General features: G+C 36.2%; 24 protein-coding genes. 20 read left to right on the top strand and 4 right to left on the bottom strand.

Annotation, left to right across the window (positions count from 1 at the left end):
- Window positions 1-6: 6 nt before the first annotated feature.
- Window positions 7-753 carry a transcriptional regulator, SarA/Rot family gene (locus LQ688_RS06310; protein ID WP_239724974.1) on the bottom strand — a complete coding sequence of 249 codons (747 nt, stop codon included), beginning with the start codon at window positions 751-753 and terminating at the stop codon, window positions 7-9.
- Window positions 754-781: 28 nt separating this feature from the next.
- Window positions 782-2,812, bottom strand: coding sequence for a helix-turn-helix transcriptional regulator (locus LQ688_RS06305; protein WP_103268994.1), 2,031 nt, complete (start codon window positions 2,810-2,812; stop codon window positions 782-784).
- Between the two features lie 477 nt (window positions 2,813-3,289).
- Here LQ688_RS06305 and LQ688_RS06300 point away from each other — a divergent pair, with 477 nt between their 5' ends.
- Window positions 3,290-4,072 (top strand): CHAP domain-containing protein, encoded by a 783-nt coding sequence (locus tag LQ688_RS06300; RefSeq protein ID WP_017000912.1) that lies wholly within the window; start codon window positions 3,290-3,292, stop codon window positions 4,070-4,072.
- Window positions 4,073-4,112: 40 nt separating this feature from the next.
- Here LQ688_RS06300 and nhaC read toward each other — a convergent pair whose 3' ends face one another.
- Window positions 4,113-5,513 (bottom strand): Na+/H+ antiporter NhaC, encoded by a 1,401-nt coding sequence (gene nhaC, locus LQ688_RS06295; protein ID WP_135021054.1) that lies wholly within the window; start codon window positions 5,511-5,513, stop codon window positions 4,113-4,115.
- Between the two features lie 386 nt (window positions 5,514-5,899).
- Between nhaC and LQ688_RS06290 the strand changes: the two genes are divergently transcribed.
- The 14 genes from LQ688_RS06290 to LQ688_RS06220 all read left to right on the top strand — a co-directional run bounded on the left by LQ688_RS06290 (window position 5,900) and on the right by LQ688_RS06220 (window position 19,892).
- Window positions 5,900-6,214 (top strand): YdcP family protein, encoded by a 315-nt coding sequence (locus LQ688_RS06290; protein WP_000420682.1) that lies wholly within the window; start codon window positions 5,900-5,902, stop codon window positions 6,212-6,214.
- Window positions 6,215-6,232: 18 nt separating this feature from the next.
- Window positions 6,233-6,616: a YdcP family protein gene (locus tag LQ688_RS06285; protein ID WP_001234286.1), complete on the top strand. Its 384-nt coding sequence runs from the start codon at window positions 6,233-6,235 to the stop codon at window positions 6,614-6,616.
- Window positions 6,617-6,644: 28 nt separating this feature from the next.
- Window positions 6,645-8,030 (top strand): FtsK/SpoIIIE domain-containing protein, encoded by a 1,386-nt coding sequence (locus LQ688_RS06280; RefSeq protein WP_000813488.1) that lies wholly within the window; start codon window positions 6,645-6,647, stop codon window positions 8,028-8,030.
- 177 nt (window positions 8,031-8,207) lie between these two features.
- Window positions 8,208-9,413 carry a MobT family relaxase gene (gene mobT, locus LQ688_RS06270; protein WP_000398284.1) on the top strand — a complete coding sequence of 402 codons (1,206 nt, stop codon included), beginning with the start codon at window positions 8,208-8,210 and terminating at the stop codon, window positions 9,411-9,413.
- 42 nt (window positions 9,414-9,455) lie between these two features.
- Window positions 9,456-9,677 carry a hypothetical protein gene (locus LQ688_RS06265; protein WP_001009056.1) on the top strand — a complete coding sequence of 74 codons (222 nt, stop codon included), beginning with the start codon at window positions 9,456-9,458 and terminating at the stop codon, window positions 9,675-9,677.
- A gap of 116 nt (window positions 9,678-9,793) precedes the next feature.
- Window positions 9,794-10,291: an antirestriction protein ArdA gene (locus LQ688_RS06260; RefSeq protein ID WP_000342539.1), complete on the top strand. Its 498-nt coding sequence runs from the start codon at window positions 9,794-9,796 to the stop codon at window positions 10,289-10,291.
- Window positions 10,292-10,379: 88 nt separating this feature from the next.
- The gene (locus tag LQ688_RS06255; protein ID WP_000723888.1) at window positions 10,380-10,772 is read left to right on the top strand and encodes a conjugal transfer protein; all 393 of its coding nucleotides are present in this window, start codon (window positions 10,380-10,382) and stop codon (window positions 10,770-10,772) included.
- On the top strand, window positions 10,756-13,203 hold the full coding sequence (gene tcpF / locus LQ688_RS06250) for a conjugal transfer ATPase TcpF (protein ID WP_000331160.1): 2,448 nt from the start codon (window positions 10,756-10,758) through the stop codon (window positions 13,201-13,203). Before LQ688_RS06255 ends, tcpF begins: the two co-directional genes overlap by 17 nt.
- Window positions 13,204-13,205: 2 nt before the next feature.
- Window positions 13,206-15,383 (top strand): CD3337/EF1877 family mobilome membrane protein, encoded by a 2,178-nt coding sequence (locus LQ688_RS06245; protein ID WP_000804748.1) that lies wholly within the window; start codon window positions 13,206-13,208, stop codon window positions 15,381-15,383.
- The gene (locus LQ688_RS06240) at window positions 15,380-16,381 is read left to right on the top strand and encodes a bifunctional lytic transglycosylase/C40 family peptidase (RefSeq protein ID WP_000769868.1); all 1,002 of its coding nucleotides are present in this window, start codon (window positions 15,380-15,382) and stop codon (window positions 16,379-16,381) included. Before LQ688_RS06245 ends, LQ688_RS06240 begins: the two co-directional genes overlap by 4 nt.
- Window positions 16,378-17,310 carry a conjugal transfer protein gene (locus LQ688_RS06235; RefSeq protein ID WP_001224318.1) on the top strand — a complete coding sequence of 311 codons (933 nt, stop codon included), beginning with the start codon at window positions 16,378-16,380 and terminating at the stop codon, window positions 17,308-17,310. Before LQ688_RS06240 ends, LQ688_RS06235 begins: the two co-directional genes overlap by 4 nt.
- A gap of 274 nt (window positions 17,311-17,584) precedes the next feature.
- On the top strand, window positions 17,585-17,671 hold the full coding sequence (locus tag LQ688_RS06230; RefSeq protein ID WP_012386611.1) for a tetracycline resistance determinant leader peptide: 87 nt from the start codon (window positions 17,585-17,587) through the stop codon (window positions 17,669-17,671).
- Window positions 17,672-17,686: 15 nt separating this feature from the next.
- On the top strand, window positions 17,687-19,606 hold the full coding sequence (tet(M), locus tag LQ688_RS06225; RefSeq protein ID WP_010729924.1) for a tetracycline resistance ribosomal protection protein Tet(M): 1,920 nt from the start codon (window positions 17,687-17,689) through the stop codon (window positions 19,604-19,606).
- Window positions 19,607-19,724: 118 nt separating this feature from the next.
- The gene (locus tag LQ688_RS06220) at window positions 19,725-19,892 is read left to right on the top strand and encodes a cysteine-rich KTR domain-containing protein (protein ID WP_000336323.1); all 168 of its coding nucleotides are present in this window, start codon (window positions 19,725-19,727) and stop codon (window positions 19,890-19,892) included.
- 59 nt (window positions 19,893-19,951) lie between these two features.
- Here LQ688_RS06220 and LQ688_RS06215 read toward each other — a convergent pair whose 3' ends face one another.
- On the bottom strand, window positions 19,952-20,305 hold the full coding sequence (locus LQ688_RS06215; protein ID WP_001227347.1) for a helix-turn-helix transcriptional regulator: 354 nt from the start codon (window positions 20,303-20,305) through the stop codon (window positions 19,952-19,954).
- Window positions 20,306-20,809: 504 nt separating this feature from the next.
- Between LQ688_RS06215 and LQ688_RS06210 the strand changes: the two genes are divergently transcribed.
- From LQ688_RS06210 to LQ688_RS06185, 5 genes are all read left to right on the top strand, one after another.
- Window positions 20,810-21,232, top strand: a complete 423-nt coding sequence (locus LQ688_RS06210) for a sigma-70 family RNA polymerase sigma factor (RefSeq protein WP_000804885.1) — start codon at window positions 20,810-20,812, stop codon at window positions 21,230-21,232.
- A complete protein-coding gene (locus LQ688_RS06205; RefSeq protein ID WP_000857133.1) occupies window positions 21,229-21,459 on the top strand; it encodes a helix-turn-helix domain-containing protein in 231 nt (76 codons plus the stop codon). Before LQ688_RS06210 ends, LQ688_RS06205 begins: the two co-directional genes overlap by 4 nt.
- 460 nt (window positions 21,460-21,919) lie before the next feature.
- Window positions 21,920-22,123: an excisionase gene (locus LQ688_RS06195; protein ID WP_000814511.1), complete on the top strand. Its 204-nt coding sequence runs from the start codon at window positions 21,920-21,922 to the stop codon at window positions 22,121-22,123.
- An 81-nt stretch (window positions 22,124-22,204) separates the two neighbouring features.
- Window positions 22,205-23,422: a tyrosine-type recombinase/integrase gene (locus LQ688_RS06190; RefSeq protein WP_001291561.1), complete on the top strand. Its 1,218-nt coding sequence runs from the start codon at window positions 22,205-22,207 to the stop codon at window positions 23,420-23,422.
- A 507-nt stretch (window positions 23,423-23,929) separates the two neighbouring features.
- Window positions 23,930-24,490 carry a CHAP domain-containing protein gene (locus tag LQ688_RS06185; protein WP_017000909.1) on the top strand — a complete coding sequence of 187 codons (561 nt, stop codon included), beginning with the start codon at window positions 23,930-23,932 and terminating at the stop codon, window positions 24,488-24,490.
- Window positions 24,491-24,705 lie beyond the last annotated feature (215 nt).

Here is a 24,705-nt window from a genome sequence, read left to right as displayed (position 1 = left end):
TTGATTTCATTTTATCATAGCCTTATCCCTTCCTCTATAATCGAATGTATTTAATATAAATAACTTATTAATTATTTTATTTACTTCCTCTTCAGCACTCTTCTTTATTGAAACAAGTACCATTCTTTCATCTTGTTCATTTCTATATTTCATAACATAGTTTAGTTTGACTAATGCTTTAACAGCTTTATTAATCTTCACCATATCCCAATTAAATTTAAGTTTTATTGCTTTCAATGTGCATACTTCATTTTGATATTGTTGAATAAGTATCAATAACATTAATTGATCCATACTTAAACGATATCCCTCTACAATATCTTTTTTTATTGAAACTAATTGGTCATTTATATAAAGCGTAACTTCTATTATCTGATTTATATTGATAGTGTCATATCTTTCAATTAATAATGTTTTTAAATCTTTTGTTACTTGATGAATTAAAGTTTCAATTTTTATTCTGTGACGAGTTTCTACTATTATAAGTATTTTTCTCTCATCGTCTTTTGCACGTTGCTTTTCATAATAATCTAAATCTTCTAAGTATGAAATGACATGCGTTAACATTGTCTGATTTATATTTAGCAATGCTTTAAGTTCTCCTGTAGTAAAAGATGATTGTTCTTTACGATTATACATATATTTTAATATTTTCAAGTGATACATATTAATTTCAAATTCTTTTTTTAAGTACTTCTTTACTTGGCTATTTACATAATTCATTCTTAATAAATCATTAATTTGCTTATTCATTTATAAAAACCACCTTAATTAATTAAATTTATTTTATTTTTATATAGATATGTTTAATAAAACTTGGTGATGAATAATATTGAACAATTAGATTATTTGGTTCTTTCACAATACTTACTTCTCTCAATTCTAAATCCATGTTCGTTAACAATTCATTATTACCTAGCTTAGTGTTTTCGCTTATGATGATATTATTTGGCCTACATACAAAACTATTTATTTCTATATTTTTCATTTTTATTCTTTGATGCATCATTTTAAAACTATGTGTATTTGGAAACACGAGTAATTGATATTCATAAAAATAATTCGTTAATAATATATGCTCATTAAAATAAACAATTTCTCCTCTTAATCTTTTCAGTGTTAACATCAATTCAAACAGTTGTCTTTGGCTTTCAATGTTTGATTGTTTTTCTTTAATCATAAAATGGCTGCTTTGAGAAGGAATCATACTATCTATCCATATGTCATTTATAAGCATCGTTACTTTTTCATTATGAAATACACTCCATTTAAATATTGAAACAAGTGATGTAATTCTATTAGGAAATTTAGGTTGGTATAAAATGTTGAACGAAGGGATATCTTTAAATTTTTCGCTTATTTCCTTGTTAATATCAGTTTCATTTTTTATTTTATATGATATAAGAAAATGCGAGTCCAATTTGTGAGACATTCGATGAGCTAAATAATCATTGCGAGTGTTTAAAATGAGAATCATGGTTGCATCTACTAAATATTTAGAAATTGTCTCAGTTATAATATTGAATTGCTGATAAGAAGTATCAATATAAAACTTAAACGATTGCATTCCGTAATAATATGTACATTCAGTCAAATAAATTAATAACCTTTCAAAATAAATTAAAAAGTTATTTAAACTAGAATGCTTATTCAATTGAATTTCAAATGAAATATCAAATTGGTTTTCTAAGCAAAATGAAAATATTTGATCAATGATTTTGTTATCTTCAAAACCTAGTTCGTAAAATTCACAAAGTAATGCATGTGAGAACAATAAACAATATTTACCGTATTCTCTACGCATGCATAATAACTTAGATTGGTGATACTGGTTTGTTAAAGTTTCCTTATGAGTAACATAAACAAGTAAATCAGGTGATAATACATTTGATGATTGAACATCTCTCATATCAATTTCTATATTATCCTCTACAATTAAACTCATTTCTGATTCTCTAATGAATTCCCGTAACATTGAAAAATCATCCATTAAAGATGTCTTATCATTACGAAACGAAAAATATTCATCTTGATACATTTGTTTTCTAAATTTCCCCGGTGTAATATCGTATCGCTCTCTAAAATTTTTTATAAAGCTACTTTCATTACTATATCCATTATCTATAGCAATTTGAGATAAAGTGTGAGCAGTGTACATTAATTCATAACTACTATAAATCAATCTTACGTCTTTTAATAAATCGGTAAATTTCCTACCTGTATGTTGCCTTAATTTATTTGAAAGTTTCCTTTTTGAATATAGGCTGGTCCTGGCTACCTCTGCTATTGTTATTTTATTTTTATTATTCTTATAAACATAATCTATAGTATTCGCTATATCAGAATATACTTTATCTCGGCCATAATTTAAGTAATTATCGTCAATAACTCTTGAATCGAAGAGTAATTTTGCTACATCATTAATACTTCCAAATATACTTTCTAAAACATTCCTATTCTCCCTACCTTCCCTATTTAAATAATTAGAAATGAGTTTAATCATGCGCGCCTTTAATAAAGCATTATCTATTTTATTTGGATTTAGAAAATAACGCTTATTAAAATGATATATTTCATCTAATTCTATCCTCGAGAGTGTAAGACAGGCGATGATTGTATCTTTATTGGTGATGACACCAAAAAGTTCAAGATCATTTATGATAATGACATCGCCACTTTTATATTCATTTTTAGAATGATTAATAGAAATACTTGCTTTTCCTTCTATTATATATAGGACAATAATTCCTAAATTAAATTCATATTGTATATTCAACGGATGATAAATTTTCAAATTACAATCATGTAGCATAACTAACACCTCTATTTAACTTGCAAAACCTTATTAATAAGTAAAGTAATTATAATTCAAAAATTATTGATAAAAATACTTTATTTCTGACTTTTTATTATGAAATTTTGTACTTATTTAATTTCGTTAAAATCAATATTTTTTAGTAAGGTAGTATGAATCAGTTGATATAAATTTATAAAGTCAAATATTTATTTATGTCTTAAATATTACAATCGTGTAACAATAAAAAATATTTTAAAAGAAAATTGCTTATAAATACTGTTATTAAAGCATTTTAAACTCATATAAAAGTGTTCAGAATTATTACATGAAATCTTAAGATATTTAAATTAAATTACAAAGCTTTAACATTCAACACAAAGCATTCAATTTCTGCTAAAGTAGATTTTGTTGATAAACAGCAGAGAAAAAAACTTATAAATTACAAAACATATACGAAAACATTTTTAAATTATCTAGGAGGATTTTTACATTATGAAAAAAATAGCAACAGCAGCAATTGCAACAGCAGGAATTGCAACATTTATGGCACATGACGCAGATGCGGCAGAAAATAACCAAGGTTATAACCCAAATGATCCACATTCTTATGAATACAGCTACACAATTGATCAACAAGGTAACTATCACTACACTTGGAAAGGGAACTGGAACCCTTCAACTCAATCATACGGTAACGAAGCTCAACAACAAGTAGCTAACAATACTAGCTCAAATAATACTGAAGCTTCTTCTAATACAAATTATTCACAACCAGCATTCAATGCTGCACCAAACGGTGGAGGTTTAGGAGCTACAAATACTGCTTCTTCAAACCAAGATAACGTTCGCGTTTCAACTACACAAGCACCAACATCAGATAACCAAACTACAACTTCAAGCTCAAGTTCAAAAGTTAGCACTACAACTACTTCAACTTCTCGTCCATCAAATGGCGGAGGCGCTAACTTATACACAGCTGGTCAATGTACATACTATGCATTCGACAAGCGTCCTGACTTAGGTAACACTTGGGGTAACGCAAATAACTGGGCTAGCGCAGCTGCTCAATCAGGTTACACTGTAAATAACAAACCTTCATCAGGTGCTGTATTACAATCAACATCAGGTGCATACGGTCACGTAGCATATGTTGATAATGTTAATTCAGACGGTTCAATTGAAGTTTCTGAAATGAACTATGCAGGTGGAGTTGGAGTAGTATCTACTCGTACTATCTCAGCTACTGAAGCAGGTTCTTACAACTACATTCACTAAGATATTTTAAAAAAAGAGCAATCATAATGATTGCTCTTTTTTATGCTTTAGTATCTACTTTTTTTATGCTAATACCTGTCATACCATAAAATGCCGCGAAGATAACACATAGATAACATGGTACTGCCCACCAGAAGAAATCTCCTAACGATACATGTAATAAATCTCTATAATAAATGCCAGATGTACCCCATGGAATAAATGGTAATACCATAGTTCCACAATCTTCTAGCGTTCGTGACAGATTAACTCTGTCTAAACTTCTTTCATCATACACATCCATTAATAATACACCAATCATAATAATAACAACTGATGCAACACCAGCAGCAAATACTAAAATTAAGCTACCAGCAATAGTTACAAATATAAGATGTGAATCTTTACTTATTTTACTAGATATTGTTGACAGTATTACTTTTAAACTGCCAGAAGCTTCTACAATTCCCGCGAAAGCATAACCACAAAAAATTGTAACAATTATTTCTGTCATACTCATTATGCCACCACGTTTTACAAGTTCTACCATAGAATTTGATGCATCATTATTTGATAAAGATGTCATACTTATATCAAAACCATTCATTGTAACGTTAAAAGCATCAACTAAATCAAAACCATTGTTAAATATACCAACAACCATAGCTACTGCACTTGATAATAGCATCATTGGCACTGTTGGCTTACCCATACTTATGCCTATAACAATGACAATTACAGGTACCCAAACCCAAAAATTTAAATTAAAAGCTGTATCAATATTGCCTAATAAAGTATTAATACGTTTACTTTCAACATTTTCAGCATTAAATTGTAAACCTGCAAAGAACCATATTACAAGGCCGATTACTGATGCTGGAACTGTAGTCCACATCATATGTCTTATATGGTGAAATATATTTACTTTAGTTACAAGGGCGGCTAAATTAGTAGTATCAGATAACGGCGACATTTTATCACCAAACACGCCACCTGCTATAACAACACCAGCAATCATGCCTGCTGGTATATTCATTTCACTTCCTATAGCCATCAATGCAATCCCTGCTGTACCTACTGATCCCCATGCAGTTCCAGTCGCTACAGAAGTTACTGCTGTAATAATAAAAGCTGTTACTAAGAAATATGTAGGATTTATCATTTCTAAACCATAATAAATAAGTGCAGGTACAGTGCCAGAAAACATCCAAGTACCAATTAATATACCTACAGCAATAATAATAAAAATTGCAGGCATAGCAGTAGCTAATCTTTTAGTAATACCATCTTGTATTTCTTCCCAACTCAAGCCTACTCTTATTGCTATAAAGCCAGCATATATAGCTGCTAAAATAAGCAATGGTTGTATTGGGAATTGTAAAATTCCAAAACCTATTAAAACTATTATCCCCATGACCACGATAGTTGATACTGCTTCAAAAAGTGTTGGTAGCCTCTTCATATATCAAACCCCTTTCTAATAAATGAAGATTTCTTACAATTTTTTAATATAAAAATAGCATAAAAATCTAGTTATCCGCATAAAAACTGGACTTATCACACTTTATCAAGGTCAAAACCACTCAATTTACTACTAATTTACTACTTATGAATGAGCTTTGATACGACGATTTATCCTTGAAAAGTGAAGATATAAAGATACTTCCAATAAAATTTGAATATTTAATAGGTAGACACTTCAAAAAATGAGGTGTCTATTTTTTTACCCGATTTTGAAAGGAAGTGAACTTATGAAAACAAAAAATCAAGAATCAAAAGGTCGTTCCCCACTCTTTAAGACCATCAAACATTCATTCAGCCAATAAAAAAGAAAGGATAGGTAAAAATATGGAACTTAAATTTGTGATTCCCAACATGGAAAAAACATTCGGCAATTTAGAATTTGCTGGCGAGGATAAAGTCGTTCAGCGAAGAATCAACGGACGGCTAACTGTCTTATCAAGAAGCTATAATCTCTATTCTGATGTTCAAAGAGCAGATGATATTGTGGTGGTGCTTCCTGCTGAAGCTGGCGAAAAACATTTCGGCTTTGAGGAACGTGTGAAGTTAGTCAATCCACGTATTACCGCAGAGGGCTACAAAATCGGCACTCGTGGTTTTACAAATTACCTTTTACATGCTGACGACATGATAAAAGAATAAAGAAAGAGAGGAAAAATGATGAGATTAGCAAATGGCATTGTATTAGATAAAGACACGACTTTTGGAGAATTGAAATTCTCTGCTCTACGTCGTGAAGTGAGAATCCAAAATGAAGACGGGTCGGTTTCAGATGAAATCAAGGAACGTACCTATGACTTAAAATCCAAAGGACAAGGACGCATGATTCAAGTAAGTATTCCTGCCAGCGTGCCTTTGAAAGAGTTTGATTATAACGCACGGGTGGAACTTATCAATCCCATTGCGGACACCGTTGCTACTGCCACCTATCAAGGAGCAGATGTTGACTGGTATATCAAGGCAGACGATATTGTGCTGACAAAGGATTCTAGTTCATTCAAAGCTCAACCACAAGCAAAGAAAGAACCGACACAAGACAAATAGTCGCTAGGTAGAAAGGAGACTTTTTCGCATGAAACAGCGTGGTAAAAGGATTCGCCCATCTGGTAAAGATTTAGTCTTTCATTTTACGATAGCGTCACTCCTGCCTGTTTTCCTGCTGGTTGTCGGACTGTTTCATGTGAAGACAATCCAGCAGATCAACTGGCAGGATTTTAACCTATCACAAGCAGATAAGATTGACATTCCCTATTTAATTATCAGTTTCAGTGTCGCAATTCTTATCTGCTTGCTGGTAGCGTTTGTATTCAAACGGGTTCGCTATGATACGGTTAAACAACTTTACCACCGTCAAAAACTGGCAAAGATGATACTTGAAAACAAGTGGTATGAATCTGAACAGGTCAAAACAGAGGGTTTCTTTAAAGATAGTGCTGGTCGTACAAAGGAAAAGATAACCTACTTCCCTAAAATGTATTATCGACTTAAAAATGGCTTGATACAGATACGGGTGGAAATCACGCTGGGAAAATATCAAGACCAACTCTTACACTTGGAAAAGAAATTAGAGAGTGGCTTGTACTGTGAGCTGACGGATAAAGAGTTAAAGGATTCCTATGTGGAATATACTTTGCTCTATGACACCATAGCCAGTCGTATTTCTATTGATGAAGTAGAAGCTAAAGATGGTAAACTTCGCTTAATGAAAAACGTATGGTGGGAATATGATAAGCTCCCTCATATGTTGATTGCTGGTGGTACAGGTGGCGGTAAAACTTACTTTATACTGACACTGATTGAAGCCTTGCTTCATACAGATTCAAAACTGTATATTCTTGACCCGAAAAATGCTGATCTTGCGGACTTAGGTTCTGTGATGGCAAATGTCTACTATAGAAAAGAAGACTTGCTTTCTTGCATTGAAACATTCTATGAAGAAATGATGAAACGTAGTGAGGAAATGAAGCAGATGAAGAACTATAAGACTGGCAAAAATTATGCTTACTTAGGTCTCCCGGCACACTTCTTAATCTTTGATGAATACGTCGCTTTCATGGAAATGCTGGGAACAAAAGAAAACACCGCAGTTATGAATAAGCTGAAACAGATTGTCATGTTAGGTCGTCAAGCTGGCTTCTTTCTAATACTGGCTTGTCAACGTCCAGACGCAAAATATTTAGGCGACGGAATCCGTGATCAGTTTAATTTCAGAGTGGCTTTAGGTCGTATGTCTGAAATGGGCTATGGCATGATGTTTGGCAGTGACGTACAAAAGGATTTCTTCTTAAAGCGAATCAAAGGTCGTGGCTATGTTGATGTAGGAACAAGTGTCATATCAGAGTTTTATACTCCCCTTGTACCAAAAGGATATGATTTCTTGGAGGAAATTAAAAAGTTATCCAACAGCAGACAGTCCACGCAGGCGACGTGCGAAGCGGAAGTCGCAGGTGTGGACTGATCTTGCTGGCTGGTGTGGCAATAGCCACGCCAGCACTTAACCCCCCGTATCTAACAGGGGGGTACAAATCGACAGGAAACAGTCAAAAAAACATTAGAAAATCCTTTGGTTACAAGGGATTTACAAAATTTCAGCGTATGTCAAATGGGCTTTAAAAGTTGACATACGCCTTTTTGATTGGAGGGATTTTTACTGAATGAACAAACTTGGTTACAGCATTTAAAAGAAAAACGCTTGGCTTATGGACTATCTCAAAACCGTTTAGCTGTTGCGACTGGTATTACAAGGCAGTATCTAAGCGATATTGAAACAGGAAAAGTCAAGCCATCAGAGGATTTACAGCAGTCCCTTTGGGAAGCTCTGGAACGCTTCAATCCCGACGCTCCCCTTGAAATGCTGTTTGATTATGTAAGAATTCGCTTTCCGACAACAGACGTACAGCAGGTGGTCGAAAACATCTTACAACTGAAACTGTCCTATTTTCTTCATGAGGACTATGGTTTCTATTCTTATTCAGAGCATTATGCTTTAGGCGACATATTCGTCCTTTGCTCCCATGAACTGGACAAAGGAGTTCTGGTGGAATTGAAAGGTCGTGGGTGCAGACAATTTGAAAGCTATCTTCTGGCACAACAAAGAAGCTGGTATGAGTTCTTTATGGACGTTTTGGTGGCTGGCGGTGTGATGAAACGCCTTGACCTTGCCATTAACGATAAGACAGGGATTTTAAATATCCCTGTACTCACTGAAAAGTGCCAACAGGAAGAATGTATCTCCGTCTTCCGCAGTTTTAAAAGCTATCGCAGTGGCGAACTGGTACGCAAAGAGGAAAAGGAATGTATGGGAAACACCCTCTATATCGGTTCATTACAAAGTGAAGTTTATTTCTGTATCTATGAAAAGGACTACGAGCAGTACAAGAAAAATGATATTCCCATTGAAGACGCAGAAGTAAAAAACCGTTTTGAGATTCGATTGAAAAATGAGCGTGCCTATTATGCAGTCCGTGATTTACTCGTCTATGACAATCCAGAGCATACCGCCTTTAAAATTATCAATCGGTATATCCGTTTTGTAGATAAAGACGATTCCAAACCTCGTTCTGATTGGAAACTGAATGAAGAATGGGCTTGGTTTATTGGGAACAATCGTGAACGATTAAAACTAACCACAAAACCAGAGCCTTACTCCTTCCAAAGGACGCTGAACTGGCTATCTCATCAAGTTGCCCCGACCTTAAAGGTTGCGATTAAACTTGATGAAATCAACCAGACGCAGGTTGTAAAAGACATTCTCGACCATGCGAAACTGACAGACCGACACAAGCAGATTTTGAAGCAACAGTCAGTAAAAGAACAGGACGTGATAACAACAAAAAAATAACTCAAATACAAATTCATTGAATATAGAGAGGAGAACATTTTTATGAATTTTGGACAAAACCTTTATAACTGGTTTCTATCAAACGCTCAATCACTGGTGCTTTTAGCAATCGTTGTGATTGGCTTGTATCTTGGCTTCAAGCGTGAGTTTAGCAAACTGATTGGCTTTTTAATTATTGCGATTATTGCGGTTGGCTTAGTCTTCAACGCTGCTGGAGTAAAAGACATTTTACTAGAGCTATTCAATCGCATTATTGGTGCTTAAATAAAACCGTTCTTTTGTGGAATATAAGTGGTTTTCTTATGTTCCGCAAAGGAATGGTACACCAAACGAAGTGCGGTAGGGATTTTTGAATCTCTACAAAGAAAGGACGTGAATATATGGACGATATGCAAGTCTATATTGCGAATTTAGGCAAATACAATGAGGGCGAATTGGTCGGTGCGTGGTTTACCTTTCCCATTGACTTTGAGGAAGTCAAAGAGAAAATCGGCTTGAATGATGAATATGAGGAATACGCCATTCATGACTACGAGTTACCCTTTACGGTTGACGAATACACTTCCATTGGCGAACTCAATCGACTATGGGAAATGGTATCGGAATTACCCGAAGAATTACAATCGGAGCTATCTGCTCTGCTCACTCATTTTTCAAGCATTGAAGAACTAAGCGAACATCAAGAGGATATTATCATTCATTCCGATTGTGATGATATGTATGACGTGGCACGCTACTACATTGAAGAAACGGGTGCTTTAGGCGAAGTACCAGCTAGTCTTCAAAACTATATTGATTATCAAGCCTATGGTCGGGATTTAGACCTTTCAGGAACGTTTATCTCAACCAATCATGGGATTTTTGAAATCGTCTATTAAATCTGTCGGTACATTACTACTGGCAGATTTTCTATTTTACGGGGTGGCTCAATCAGCTACCCCTATTTTTTATGAAAGGATTGATTACATGAAGAAAATACGAAGCTATACCAGTATCTGGTCTGTGGAAAAGGTACTGTATTCTATCAATGATTTTAGACTTCCGTTTCCCATAACCTTTACGCAAATGACATGGTTTGTCGTGTCACTCTTTGCAGTGATGATACTTGGCAACTTGCCCCCTCTTTCCATGATAGAGGGAGCATTTCTCAAATACTTTGGGATTCCTGTGGCTTTCACATGGTTTATGTCTACAAAAACTTTTGATGGTAAAAAGCCTTATGGATTTTTGAAGTCTGTCATTGCTTATGCACTGCGACCAAAGCTGACCTATGCAGGAAAAAAAGTAACGCTTGGCAGAAACCAGCCACAAGAAGCCATTACAGCAGTTAGGAGTGAATTTTATGGCATATCCAATTAAATACATTGAAAACAATCTCGTCTGGAATAAAGACGGGGAATGTTATGCTTACTATGAGCTTGTTCCTTACAATTACTCATTTCTAAGTCCAGAACAGAAAATACAAGTGCATGATTCTTTCAGACAGCTTATCGCACAAAATCGTGATGGCAAAATTCATGCTTTACAAATCAGTACAGAATCCAGCATACGTTCTGCACAAGAGCGTTCCAAAAATGAAGTCACTGGCAAGCTCAAAGCGGTTGCCTATGACAAAATCGACCAACAGACAGACGCTTTAATATCCATGATTGGCGAAAATCAAGTGAACTACCGTTTCTTTATCGGCTTTAAGTTGCTTCTCAACGATCAGGAGTTTTCTATGAAAAGTCTTACCGTTGAAGCAAAAAATGCTTTGTCTGATTTTGTCTATGATGTGAACCATAAGCTGATGGGCGATTTTGTTAGTATGAGTAATGATGAAATCCTGCGTTTTCAGAAGATGGAAAAGCTCTTAGAAAATAAAATCTCTCGTCGTTTCAAAATCCGCAGGTTAGATAAGGACGACTTCGGCTATCTGATTGAACACCTTTACGGACAGACAGGCACTGCCTATGAAGAGTATGAGTACCATCTATCAAAGAAAAAGCTGGATAATGAAACGCTGATTAAATACTATGACTTGATTAAGCCTACTCGCTGTTTGGTGGAAGAAAAACAGCGATATTTGAAAATCCAGCAGGAAGATGAAACCGTCTATGTAGCTTACTTTACCATTAACAGCATTGTCGGAGAACTGGACTTCCCGTCCTCTGAAATCTTCTACTACCAGCAACAGCAATTTACATTCCCGATTGATACGTCAATGAATGTGGAAATTGTAGCGAATCGTAAAGCCCTATCTACTGTCCGCAATAAAAAGAAAGAACTGAAAGACTTGGATAACCACGCTTGGCAAAGTGATAATGAAACCAGCTCCAATGTGGCGGAAGCTCTGGAAAGTGTGAATGAGCTGGAAACCAATTTAGACCAAAGCAAGGAATCTATGTACAAGCTGTCTTATGTGGTAAGGGTATCAGCAAATGATCTTGACGAACTCAAACGTCGTTGTAATGAAGTGAAAGATTTTTATGACGATTTAAGCGTAAAACTGGTACGACCATTTGGGGATATGCTCGGCTTACATGAAGAATTTTTACCTGCCAGCAAGCGTTATATGAATGATTATATTCAATACGTGACCTCTGATTTCCTCGCTGGTTTAGGTTTTGGTGCTACTCAAATGCTGGGGGAAAATGAGGGGATTTATGTTGGCTACAGCTTAGATACTGGACGCAATGTCTATCTGAAACCTGCTCTTGCCAGTCAAGGGGTTAAGGGTTCAGTAACCAATGCGTTAGCGTCGGCTTTTGTTGGTTCGCTGGGTGGTGGTAAATCCTTTGCGAATAACCTTATCGTCTATTATGCGGTGCTTTATGGGGCACAAGCAGTGATTGTAGACCCAAAAGCAGAACGTGGCAGATGGAAAGAAACCTTGCCAGAGATTTCCCATGAAATCAATATCGTCACTCTGACTTCTGATGAGAAAAACAAAGGCTTACTTGACCCTTATGTGATTATGAAAAATCCCAAAGATTCTGAATCACTGGCTATTGATATTCTGACATTCCTTACGGGGATTTCCTCTCGTGATGGGGAACGCTTCCCAATCCTTAGAAAAGCCATTCGTGCAGTAACCAATAGTGAAGTACGAGGGTTGATGAAAGTGATTGAGGAATTACGGGTTGAGAATACGCCACTAAGTACCAGTATAGCCGACCATATCGAAAGTTTTACAGACTATGACTTTGCACATTTATTATTCAGTAATGGTTATGTGGAGCAGTCTATCAGCTTAGAAAAACAACTGAACATTATACAGGTTGCGGACTTGGTACTTCCCGACAAGGAAACTTCCTTTGAGGAATATACCACTATGGAGCTTTTATCCGTTGCTATGCTGATTGTCATTAGTACCTTTGCTTTAGACTTTATCCATACAGACCGAAGCATTTTCAAGATTGTAGATTTAGACGAAGCATGGAGCTTTTTACAGGTAGCACAAGGAAAAACACTATCTATGAAGCTGGTTCGGGCTGGTCGTGCTATGAACGCTGGGGTATATTTCGTGACCCAAAATACAGACGACCTCTTAGATGAAAAACTGAAAAATAACCTCGGCTTAAAATTTGCATTTCGTTCCACTGACCTTAACGAGATTAAAAAGACCTTAGCCTTTTTTGGTGTAGACCCAGAGGACGAAAACAATCAGAAGCGATTGCGTGATTTGGAAAACGGGCAATGCCTTATCAGTGATTTATATGGTCGTGTCGGTGTGATACAGTTCCACCCTGTATTTGAAGAACTGCTCCATGCCTTTGATACCAGACCACCTGTGCGAAAAGAGGTGTAAATGTGAAACCATCAATAGTAAACAGAATAAAATCAAACTGGACGCTGAAACGTCTAGGTAAAGTGGCAATGACAGTGGCTTTCACACTTGTGATTGCCATTTTTCTTTTAGCCATGCTGGGAACGGTGGTTCAAGCTGCGGGCTTGGTAGATGATACGGTCAATGTGGCAAATGAATACAGCCGATACCCACTTGAAAACTATCAACTGGATTTTTATGTGGATAATAGCTGGGGCTGGCTTCCGTGGAACTGGTCGGACGGGATTGGAAAACAGGTCATGTATGGACTATATGCCATTACCAATTTTATTTGGACAATCAGTTTGTATGTTTCCAATGCGACAGGTTACTTAGTACAGGAAGCCTATTCCTTAGACTTCATTTCCGCTACAGCAGATTCCATTGGTAAGAATATGCAGACCTTAGCTGGTGTGAGTGCAAACGGATTTTCAACAGAGGGTTTCTATGTTGGATTCCTCTTACTCTTGATTTTGGTTCTTGGGGTTTATGTTGCCTATACGGGACTGATAAAGAGAGAAACCACAAAGGCAATTCATGCCATTATGAATTTTGTGCTGGTGTTTATCCTATCGGCTTCCTTTATTGCCTACGCTCCCGACTACATTAAAAAAATCAATGACTTTTCATCAGACATCAGTAATGCCAGTTTATCACTTGGCACGAAGATTGTCATGCCCCATTCCGATAGTCAAGGCAAGGACAGCGTGGACTTAATCAGAGATAGCCTGTTTTCCATACAGGTTCAGCAACCGTGGCTACTGCTTCAATACAACAGTTCAGACATTGAAAGTATCGGTATTGACCGTGTGGAAAGCCTGCTCTCCACCAGCCCAGATTCCAACAATGGCGAAGACAGAGAAAAAATTGTTGCGGAAGAAATTGAAGACAGAAGCAATACCAATCTAACCATTACAAAGACCATTAACCGTTTAGGTACAGTCTTCTTCCTATTTGTCTTCAATATTGGGATTTCCATATTTGTATTCCTATTAACAGGAATCATGATTTTCTCGCAGGTACTTTTTATCATCTATGCTATGTTTCTGCCTGTGAGCTTTATTTTAAGCATGATTCCATCATTTGATGGTATGTCAAAACGAGCCATAACAAAGCTCTTTAATACCATTTTGACACGAGCTGGAATCACATTGATTATTACGACAGCATTTAGTATTTCAACCATGCTCTATACCTTATCGGCTGGTTATCCGTTCTTTTTGATTGCTTTTCTACAGATTGTGACCTTTGCAGGAATCTACTTCAAGCTGGGCGATTTAATGAGTATGTTTTCTCTACAGAGTAACGATTCTCAAAGTGTGGGAAGTCGTGTGATGAGAAAACCTCGTATGCTTATGCACGCTCACATGCACCGTCTACAGCGGAAACTTGGACGTTCCATGACTACTCTAGGGGCTGGGTCTGCCATTGTTACAGGTAAAAAAGGACAGTCGGGTTCGGGGAGTTCTGCAAGGACACAAGCAGATCACTCCCGACCAGACGGAAAGGAAAAATCAACACTTGGAAAACGTATCGGTCAAACCATCGGTACAGTAGCTGATACCAAAGACAGAATGGTAGACACTGCTAGTGGTTTGAAAGAACAGGTTAAAGATTTGCCGACCAATGCAAGATATGCAGTATATCAAGGAAAATCCAAAGTAAAAGAGAATGTCCGTGATTTAACCAGTAGTATTTCTCAAACCAAAGCGGACAGAGCCAGTGGACGCAAGGAACAGCAGGAACAAAGGCGAAAAACCATTGCGAAGCGTCGCTCTGAAATGGAACAGGTCAAACAGAAAAAACAGCCTGCTTCTTCTGTTCATGAAAGACCGACTACAAGACAAGAACAATATCATGATGAACAGACCTCAAAACAGTCTAATATTCAGACTTCATATAAGGAATCTCAACAAGCCAAACAAGAGCGTCCAGCAGTTAAGTCCGATTTTTCAAGTCCAAAAGTGGAACGCCAAGGCAATACCGTTCAAGAAAAAACCGTTCAAAAGCCAGCAACTTCAACCACTACAGCAGATAGAACTTCACAACGTCCAATCACAAAAGAACGTCCGTCTACTGTTCAAAGAGTACCACTACAAAATACAAGAAGTAGACCACCAATCAAAACCGCCACCATTAAGAAAGTCGGTAAGAAACCATGAAGTTGAAAACTTTAGTGATTGGTGGTTCTGGATTATTCTTGATGGTCTTCTCACTGCTTCTGTTTGTTGCCATTTTATTTTCAGATGAACAGGACAGCGGAATTTCCAATATTCATTATGGAGGTGTGAATGTTTCCGCAGAAGTGCTGGCTCATAAGCCTATGGTAGAAAAATATGCCAAAGAATATGGCGTTGAAGAATATGTCAACATACTTCTTGCGATTATACAGGTGGAATCGGGCGGTACTGCGGAAGATGTTATGCAGTCCTCGGAATCCCTCGGTCTTCCACCTAATTCATTGAGTACAGAAGAATCCATTAAGCAAGGTGTGAAGTATTTCAGTGAATTATTAGCCAGTAGCGAAAGGCTCAGTGTAGATTTAGAATCGGTTATCCAGTCCTACAATTATGGTGGTGGTTTCTTAGGGTATGTGGCTAATCGTGGAAATAAATATACCTTTGAACTGGCTCAAAGTTTCTCAAAAGAGTATTCAGGTGGCGAAAAAGTGTCTTACCCCAATCCCATAGCCATACCTATCAATGGGGGCTGGCGATACAACTATGGCAATATGTTTTATGTGCAACTGGTAACGCAGTATCTTGTCACAACAGAGTTTGATGATGATACGGTACAAGCCATCATGGACGAAGCACTGAAATATGAGGGCTGGCGATACGTTTACGGTGGAGCTTCCCCGACTACTTCTTTTGATTGTAGCGGACTGACACAATGGACGTATGGAAAAGCTGGAATTAACTTACCACGAACCGCACAACAGCAATATGATGTGACCCAGCATATCCCACTATCGGAAGCACAAGCTGGCGATTTGGTTTTCTTTCATTCTACCTATAACGCTGGCTCTTATATTACTCATGTTGGGATATACCTTGGCAATAACCGTATGTTTCATGCAGGCGACCCAATCGGTTATGCCGACTTAACAAGCCCCTACTGGCAACAGCATTTAGTGGGAGCAGGACGAATCAAACAATGAGAAAGGAAGATTTAATGATGAAATTTAGAAAAAATCAGAATAAAGAAAAACAGATACCAAAGGAAAAGAAACCTCGTGTCTATAAGGTCAATCCTCATAAAAAGGTTGTGATTGCCTTGTGGGTACTTTTAGGGCTTAGTTTCAGCTTTGCGATATTCAAGCACTTTACAGCTATAGATACTCATACTATTCACGAAACAACTATCATAGAAAAGGAATACGTTGATACTCATCATGTAGAAAATTTTGTAGAGAACTTTGCGAAAGTCTACTATTCATGGGAGCAATCCGATAAGTCCATTGATAATCGAATGGAAAGTCTAAAAGGCTATCTGACAGATGAACTTCAAGCTCTCAATGTTGATACAGTACGCAAAGATATTCCTGTATCGTCTTCTGTAAGAGGATTTCAGATATGGACGGTAGAGCCAACTGGCGACAATGAGTTTAATGTAACCTACAGTGTAGACCAGCTCATTACAGAGGGAGAAAATACAAAGACCGTCCACTCTGCTTATATAGTGAGTGTCTATGTAGATGGTTCTGGAAATATGGTACTGGTTAAGAATCCGACCATTACCAACATACCTAAGAAATCAAGTTATAAACCAAAAGCCATTGAAAGTGAGGGGACGGTTGATTCCATTACAACCAATGAAATCAATGAGTTTTTAACGACGTTCTTCAAGCTCTATCCTACAGCGACAGCCAGTGAACTTTCCTACTATGTGAATGACGGGATATTAAAACCAATCGGAAAAGAGTACATCTTTCAAGAACTGGTAAATCCTATTCACAATCGTAAGGATAATCAAGTCACGGTATCGCTGACAGTGGAGTATATCGACCAGCAGACCAAAGCAACGCAGGTATCTCAATTTGATTTGGTACTTGAAAAGAACGGGAGTAATTGGAAGATTATAGAATAACAAATATTGGTACATTATTACAGCTATTTTGTAATCACGTACTCTCTTTGATAAAAAATTGGAGATTCCTTTACAAATATGCTCTTACGTGCTATTATTTAAGTATCTATTTAAAAGGAGTTAATAAATATGCGGCAAGGTATTCTTAAATAAACTGTCAATTTGATAGTGGGAACAAATAATTGGATGTCCTTTTTTAGGAGGGCTTAGTTTTTTGTACCCAGTTTAAGAATACCTTTATCATGTGATTCTAAAGTATCCGGAGAATATCTGTATGCTTTGTATGCCTATGGTTATGCATAAAAATCCCAGTGATAAGAGTATTTATCACTGGGATTTTTATGCCCTTTTGGGCTTTTGAATGGAGGAAAATCACATGAAAATTATTAATATTGGAGTTTTAGCTCATGTTGATGCGGGAAAAACTACCTTAACAGAAAGCTTATTATATAACAGTGGAGCGATTACAGAATTAGGAAGCGTGGACAAAGGTACAACGAGGACGGATAATACGCTTTTAGAACGTCAGAGAGGAATTACAATTCAGACAGGAATAACCTCTTTTCAGTGGGAAAATACGAAGGTGAACATCATAGACACGCCAGGACATATGGATTTCTTAGCAGAAGTATATCGTTCATTATCAGTTTTAGATGGGGCAATTCTACTGATTTCTGCAAAAGATGGCGTACAAGCACAAACTCGTATATTATTTCATGCACTTAGGAAAATGGGGATTCCCACAATCTTTTTTATCAATAAGATTGACCAAAATGGAATTGATTTATCAACGGTTTATCAGGATATTAAAGAGAAACTTTCTGCCGAAATTGTAATCAAACAGAAGGTAGAACTGTATCCTAATATGTGTGTGACGAACTTTACCGAATCTGAACAATGGGATACGGTAATAGAGGGAAACGATGACCTTTTAGAGAAATATATGTCCGGTAAATCATTAGAAGCATTGGAACTCGAACAAGAGGAAAGCATAAGATTTCAGAATTGTTCTCTGTTCCCTCTTTATCATGGAAGTGCAAAAAACAATATAGGGATTGATAACCTTATAGAAGTGATTACGAATAAATTTTATTCATCAACACATCGAGGTCAGTCTGAACTTTGCGGAAATGTTTTCAAAATTGAATATACAAAAAAAAGACAACGTCTTGCATATATACGTCTTTATAGTGGCGTACTGCATTTGCGAGATTCGGTTAGAATATCGGAAAAGGAAAAAATAAAAATTACAGAAATGTATACTTCAATAAATGGTGAATTATGTAAAATCGATAAGGCTTATTCCGGGGAAATTGTTATTTTGCAAAATGAGTTTTTGAAGTTAAATAGTGTTCTTGGAGATACAAAACTATTGCCACAGAGAAAAAAGATTGAAAATCCGCACCCTCTACTACAAACAACTGTTGAACCGAGTAAACCTGAACAGAGAGAAATGTTGCTTGATGCCCTTTTGGAAATCTCAGATAGTGATCCGCTTCTACGATATTACGTGGATTCTACGACACATGAAATTATACTTTCTTTCTTAGGGAAAGTACAAATGGAAGTGATTAGTGCACTGTTGCAAGAAAAGTATCATGTGGAGATAGAACTAAAAGAGCCTACAGTCATTTATATGGAGAGACCGTTAAAAAATGCAGAATATACCATTCACATCGAAGTGCCGCCAAATCCTTTCTGGGCTTCCATTGGTTTATCTGTATCACCGCTTCCGTTGGGAAGTGGAATGCAGTATGAGAGCTCGGTTTCTCTTGGATACTTAAATCAATCATTTCAAAATGCAGTTATGGAAGGGATACGCTATGGCTGTGAACAAGGATTGTATGGTTGGAATGTGACGGACTGTAAAATCTGTTTTAAGTATGGCTTATACTATAGCCCTGTTAGTACCCCAGCAGATTTTCGGATGCTTGCTCCTATTGTATTGGAACAAGTCTTAAAAAAAGCTGGAACAGAATTGTTAGAGCCATATCTTAGTTTTAAAATTTATGCGCCACAGGAATATCTTTCACGAGCATACAACGATGCTCCTAAATATTGTGCGAACATCGTAGACACTCAATTGAAAAATAATGAGGTCATTCTTAGTGGAGAAATCCCTGCTCGGTGTATTCAAGAATATCGTAGTGATTTAACTTTCTTTACAAATGGACGTAGTGTTTGTTTAACAGAGTTAAAAGGGTACCATGTTACTACCGGTGAACCTGTTTGCCAGCCCCGTCGTCCAAATAGTCGGATAGATAAAGTACGATATATGTTCAATAAAATAACTTAGTGTATTTTATGTTGTTATATAAATATGGTTTCTTGTTAAATAAGATGAAATATTTTTTAATAAAGATTTGAATTAAAGTGTAAAGGAGGAGATAGTTATTATAAACTACAAGTGGATATTGTGTCCTGTATGTGGAAATAAAACACGATTAAAGATAAGGGAAGATACTGAATTAAAAAAATTCCCCCTCTATTGTCCGAAATGCAGACAAGAAAATTTAATTGAAATAAAGCAGTTCAAAGTAACTGTGATTACAGAGCCAGACGCAAAGACGCAGAGCCGATAAAATGAGATTAATACAATCTCATTTTATCGGCTCTTTCCGTTATGTATGGATTCTTTTAATTAGTCTTCGATGTTTCTTGCTTCGTTGATACCGCTGGCTAAAGATTCCATTAAGGATAGTTCTTTGTCTGTAAAGCTATCCATGTATTTCTCTATCTGTAATCGTCGGGTGCTTTTTACCAAGTTATTAGCAGGTAAGAAAAATTCATCAACGGAAACATGAAGTAACGATACAAGGTCATAAAGAACTTGTATGCTGGGGTGTTGCCCTTTATTTTCAATATTAGTTAAGTACCGTGGGTCAATTTCAATCAATGCTCCCACTTGTTCACGAGTTAAACCTCGTTTCAATCGAGCTTCTTTAATGGCTAAACCAAAGGCTCTAAAATCATATTTATCTTCTTTTTTACGCATAGTAGACCACCTCTATACATTTTATTGTTCCTACTGAATTAAAAACAGGTATAGAAAAACGTGTTATATGGTTTATAGGTTTATATTTAATAAAAAGCACTACTAAACGCCAATAAAAAAAACCGTTATATGGTAGTGCTATTTACGCTGTTAAAATATTGTATATTACTTCCAAATGGCGGTTTGTTGGAGGTCAACGTCGCCATGAAGTACATCATATACAATAAATTTCCTTACATTGGGTTCTTGTCAAAAAAAGTCGTCTATCTGCAATAGATAAGTACGTCCACCAATGTGGTTTTATAAATCATATAGATAGAATAACAGAAGCATGTAAACAGAGAAATAAATCTGTTTATATGCTTTTTTGGCTATTCAGAACTTTTTTACAAAGTTTATTTATCAGTAATGCAACAAATCCCCCTTTCACATTGGGACTAAGAGTGAAAGGAGATAAACGAGCAAGGCTCACTTCCTTTCCTAGACAGAAAGGGGGTGAGAAACATGAAACCATCTTCTTTTCAGACCACAATAGAAAATCAGTTTGACTATATCTGTAAACGTGCTATGGAAGACGAGCGAAAGAATTATATGCTTTATCTTTCAAGGATTGCAAAGCGTGAGGTGTCCTTTTCGGATGTTGGCGATTATCTTGTTAGCCAGTTTGCGACAACAGATAACTATTCAACTGACTTTCAGATTTTTACACTCAATGGGTTATCAGTAGGCGTTGAAAATGATTTGTTGAGTGAAGCATTACGTGAGTTGCCAGACAAGAAACGTGAAATTCTACTGCTGTTTTACTTTATGGACATGAGCGATTCAGAAATTGCAGACCTGTTGAAATTGAACCGTTCTACTGTCTATCGGCATAGAACCAGTGGACTAGCCTTAATTAAAAAGTTTATGGAGGAATTTGAAGAATGAAAACACAATATCCTATGATTCCCTTTCCTCTCATTGTAAAGGCAACAGATGGCGATACCGAAGCGATTAACCAGATTCTACATCATTACAGAGGGTACATAACGAAGCGTTCCCTACGACTTATGAAAGATGAATATGGCAATCAAAGTATGGTCGTTGATGAAGTCTTACGTGGAAGAATGGAAACCAGACTGATTACAAAGATTTTGTCATTTGAAATTAAGTAATATCCTCTCTCCTTTCGTGGAAGCGTGCTAAACCATTCCACGCTTCCCGAACAGGGAGGTTTGTTATTCCACCAAAGCATATTGAGCTTTCAATGTGTTTTGATAGGCTAACGAGCCATTGTTCTTTGAAAACTGAATAAAAGTAATCGAATACGTTTCGATAAGAAAAGAGCCAACGGAACTAACCGCCATGACCTATCTTATAAAGATAGCGAGCGATTCATGTTAGTGATCCGAGAAGCAATCTTTAGCAGGATTGCCTGCAACGACATTCTTATCGTGATAATGATACTCCCATACAGTCAATAGTCCGAGCGTGATAAAACCGTCGCAGGCAATGAGTATGGCTACATGAGAACCATGCAGGGGTGGAACTCCCGTGAGCTTTGCTAAAGCTGTTCGATTGCTGGTAAAACAACTTTTATGAAATCCAAATAAGTGATTTGGAAAGGAGGATTTTATGAAGCAGACTGACATTCCTATTTGGGAACGTTATACCCTAACCATTGAAGAAGCGTCAAAATATTTTCGTATTGGCGAAAACAAGCTACGACGCTTGGCAGAGGAAAATAAAAATGCAAATTGGCTGATTATGAATGGCAATCGTATTCAGATTAAACGAAAACAATTTGAAAAAATTATAGATACATTGGACGCAATCTAGCGTCGCCAAAGGGTCTTGTATATGATAAAATAGTATTAAGTCGTATCAAGGCTCTTTCCATAAAGGAAAGGAGCAAATGCCATGTCAGAAAAAAGACGTGACAATAAAGGTCGAATCTTAAAGACTGGAGAGAGCCAACGAAAAGACGGAAGATACTTATACAAATATATAGATTCATTTGGAGAACCGCAATTTGTTTACTCGTGGAAACTTGTGGCTACAGACCGAGTACCAGCAGGAAAGCGTGATTGTATCTCACTTAGAGAGAAAATCGCAGAGTTACAGAAAGACATTCATGATGGTATTGATGTTGTAGGAAAGAAAATGACACTCTGCCAGCTTTACGCAAAACAGAACGCTCAAAGACCAAAGGTTAGAAAAAACACTGAAACTGGACGCAAATATCTTATGGATATTTTGAAGAAAGACAAGTTAGGTGTAAGAAGTATTGACAGTATTAAGCCATCAGACGCTAAAGAATGGGCTATTAGAATGAGTGAAAATGGTTATGCTTATCAAACCATCAATAACTACAAACGTTCTTTAAAGGCTTCATTCTATATTGCTATACAAGATGATTGTGTTCGGAAGAATCCATTTGACTTTCAACTGAAAGCAGTTCTTGATGATGATACTGTCCCTAAGACCGTACTAACAGAAGAACAGGAAGAAAAACTGTTAGCCTTTGCAAAAGCTGATAAAACCTACAGCAAAAATTATGATGAAATTCTGATACTCTTAAAAACAGGTCTTCGTATTTCAGAGTTTGGTGGTTTGACACTTCCAGATTTAGATTTTGAGAATCGTCTTGTCAATATAGACCATCAGCTATTGAGAGATACTGAAATTGGGTACTACATTGAAACACCAAAGACCAAAAGTGGCGAACGTCAAGTTCCTATGGTTGAAGAAGCCTATCAAGCATTTAAGCGAGTGTTAGCGAATCGAAAGAATGATAAGCGTGTTGAGATTGATGGATATAGTGATTTCCTCTTTCTTAATAGAAAGAACTATCCAAAAGTGGCAAGTGATTACAACGGCATGATGAAAGGTCTTGTTAAGAAATACAATAAGTATAACGAGGATAAATTGCCACACATCACTCCACATAGTTTGCGACATACATTCTGTACCAACTATGCAAATGCAGGAATGAATCCAAAGGCATTACAGTACATTATGGGACATGCTAATATAGCCATGACGCTGAACTATTACGCACATGCAACATTCGATTCTGCAATGGCAGAAATGAAACGCTTGAATAAAGAGAAGCAACAGGAGCGTCTTGTTGCTTAGTAGTACAAATGAATTTACTACTTATTTACCACTTCTGACAGCTAAGACATGAGGAAATATGCAAAGAAACGTGAAGTATCTTCCTACAGTAAAAATACTCGAAAGCACATAGAATAAGGCTTTACGAGCATTTAAGAAAATATAAAAAGATAATTAGAAATTTATACTTTGTTTATAATAAAAGAAGTAGTTGTATATTTTACCAACTACTTCTTTTGTTTTACATGTGATATAAATGAATTATTACAAGAAAATGACATAAGTATTCTCACAATTCATTAAAAAACCCTATATTGATGGGCTATATCCTATATTACTGCATGTCATATTTCTATTTAAATATTACTAAAAGATTTTATAAGGTTATGATTAAGTAACAACTCGATGAAAATACACACAAACTCAATTTCATCTGTTAGAGTATATTTTGTCGTCGGAAAACGACACACACTTAAAATATAAATTATAAAATTAAACATATACGAAATTTACGGAGGAATATTTAAAATGAAAAAATTAACAACGATTGCAGTATTAACTACGGGATTAGCTACAACAATTATAGGGAATGGAGAAGCTTCTGCTGATACATTTGACCAAAACCAAAATGTACAACAAACTCAAACTCAAAACTATAATTACAACTACACTAGTAACTATAGCCAAAATTTCAATACTTCAAACATGAATGGATCAATTAATTCTTCATTCACTCAAACAGCAACACAAACTACAGGTTCATCAGCTAACTTATACACAGCTGGACAATGTACTTATTATATCTTCGATAAAAAAATGGAAGATGGAGATCCTATCAGCTCAACTTGGGGTAATGCTAACCAATGGGCTTCAAACGCAGCAGCTGATGGACACACAGTAAACAATACACCTAAAGAAGGTTCAATCTTACAATCATCTGCAGGTGCATTTGGTCACGTAGCATACGTTGAAAATGTAAACTCAGACGGTTCAATCGAAGTTTCTGAAATGAACTACCAAGGCGAAGGTGTTGTATCTTCTCGTACTATCTCAGCTTCAGAAGCTGGTTCTTACAACTACATTCACTAAAATTTGAATACTTTTTAAAGAGTCCAGACATAAATAATGTCTGGACTCTTTTTTTTGCGATGAAAAAGGGATGTTTAAAGTCAAGTCCATATTTATGTGTAATATCTTTAGAAGTAATCAACCTTTGGTTTTTTAGAATGTATTAACAAAATAAATCTGTTTGATTTTTAGCAGATTCATTTTGTTAATCTCTACTTATTTTTCAAAAATAAGTA

Source organism: Mammaliicoccus sp. J-M40, assembly GCF_022386395.1.
Classification (GTDB): Bacteria; Bacillota; Bacilli; order Staphylococcales; family Staphylococcaceae; genus Mammaliicoccus; species Mammaliicoccus lentus.
Note: the sequence above shows the minus strand (reverse complement) of the source record. Positions and strands in the feature narration are given on the sequence as shown.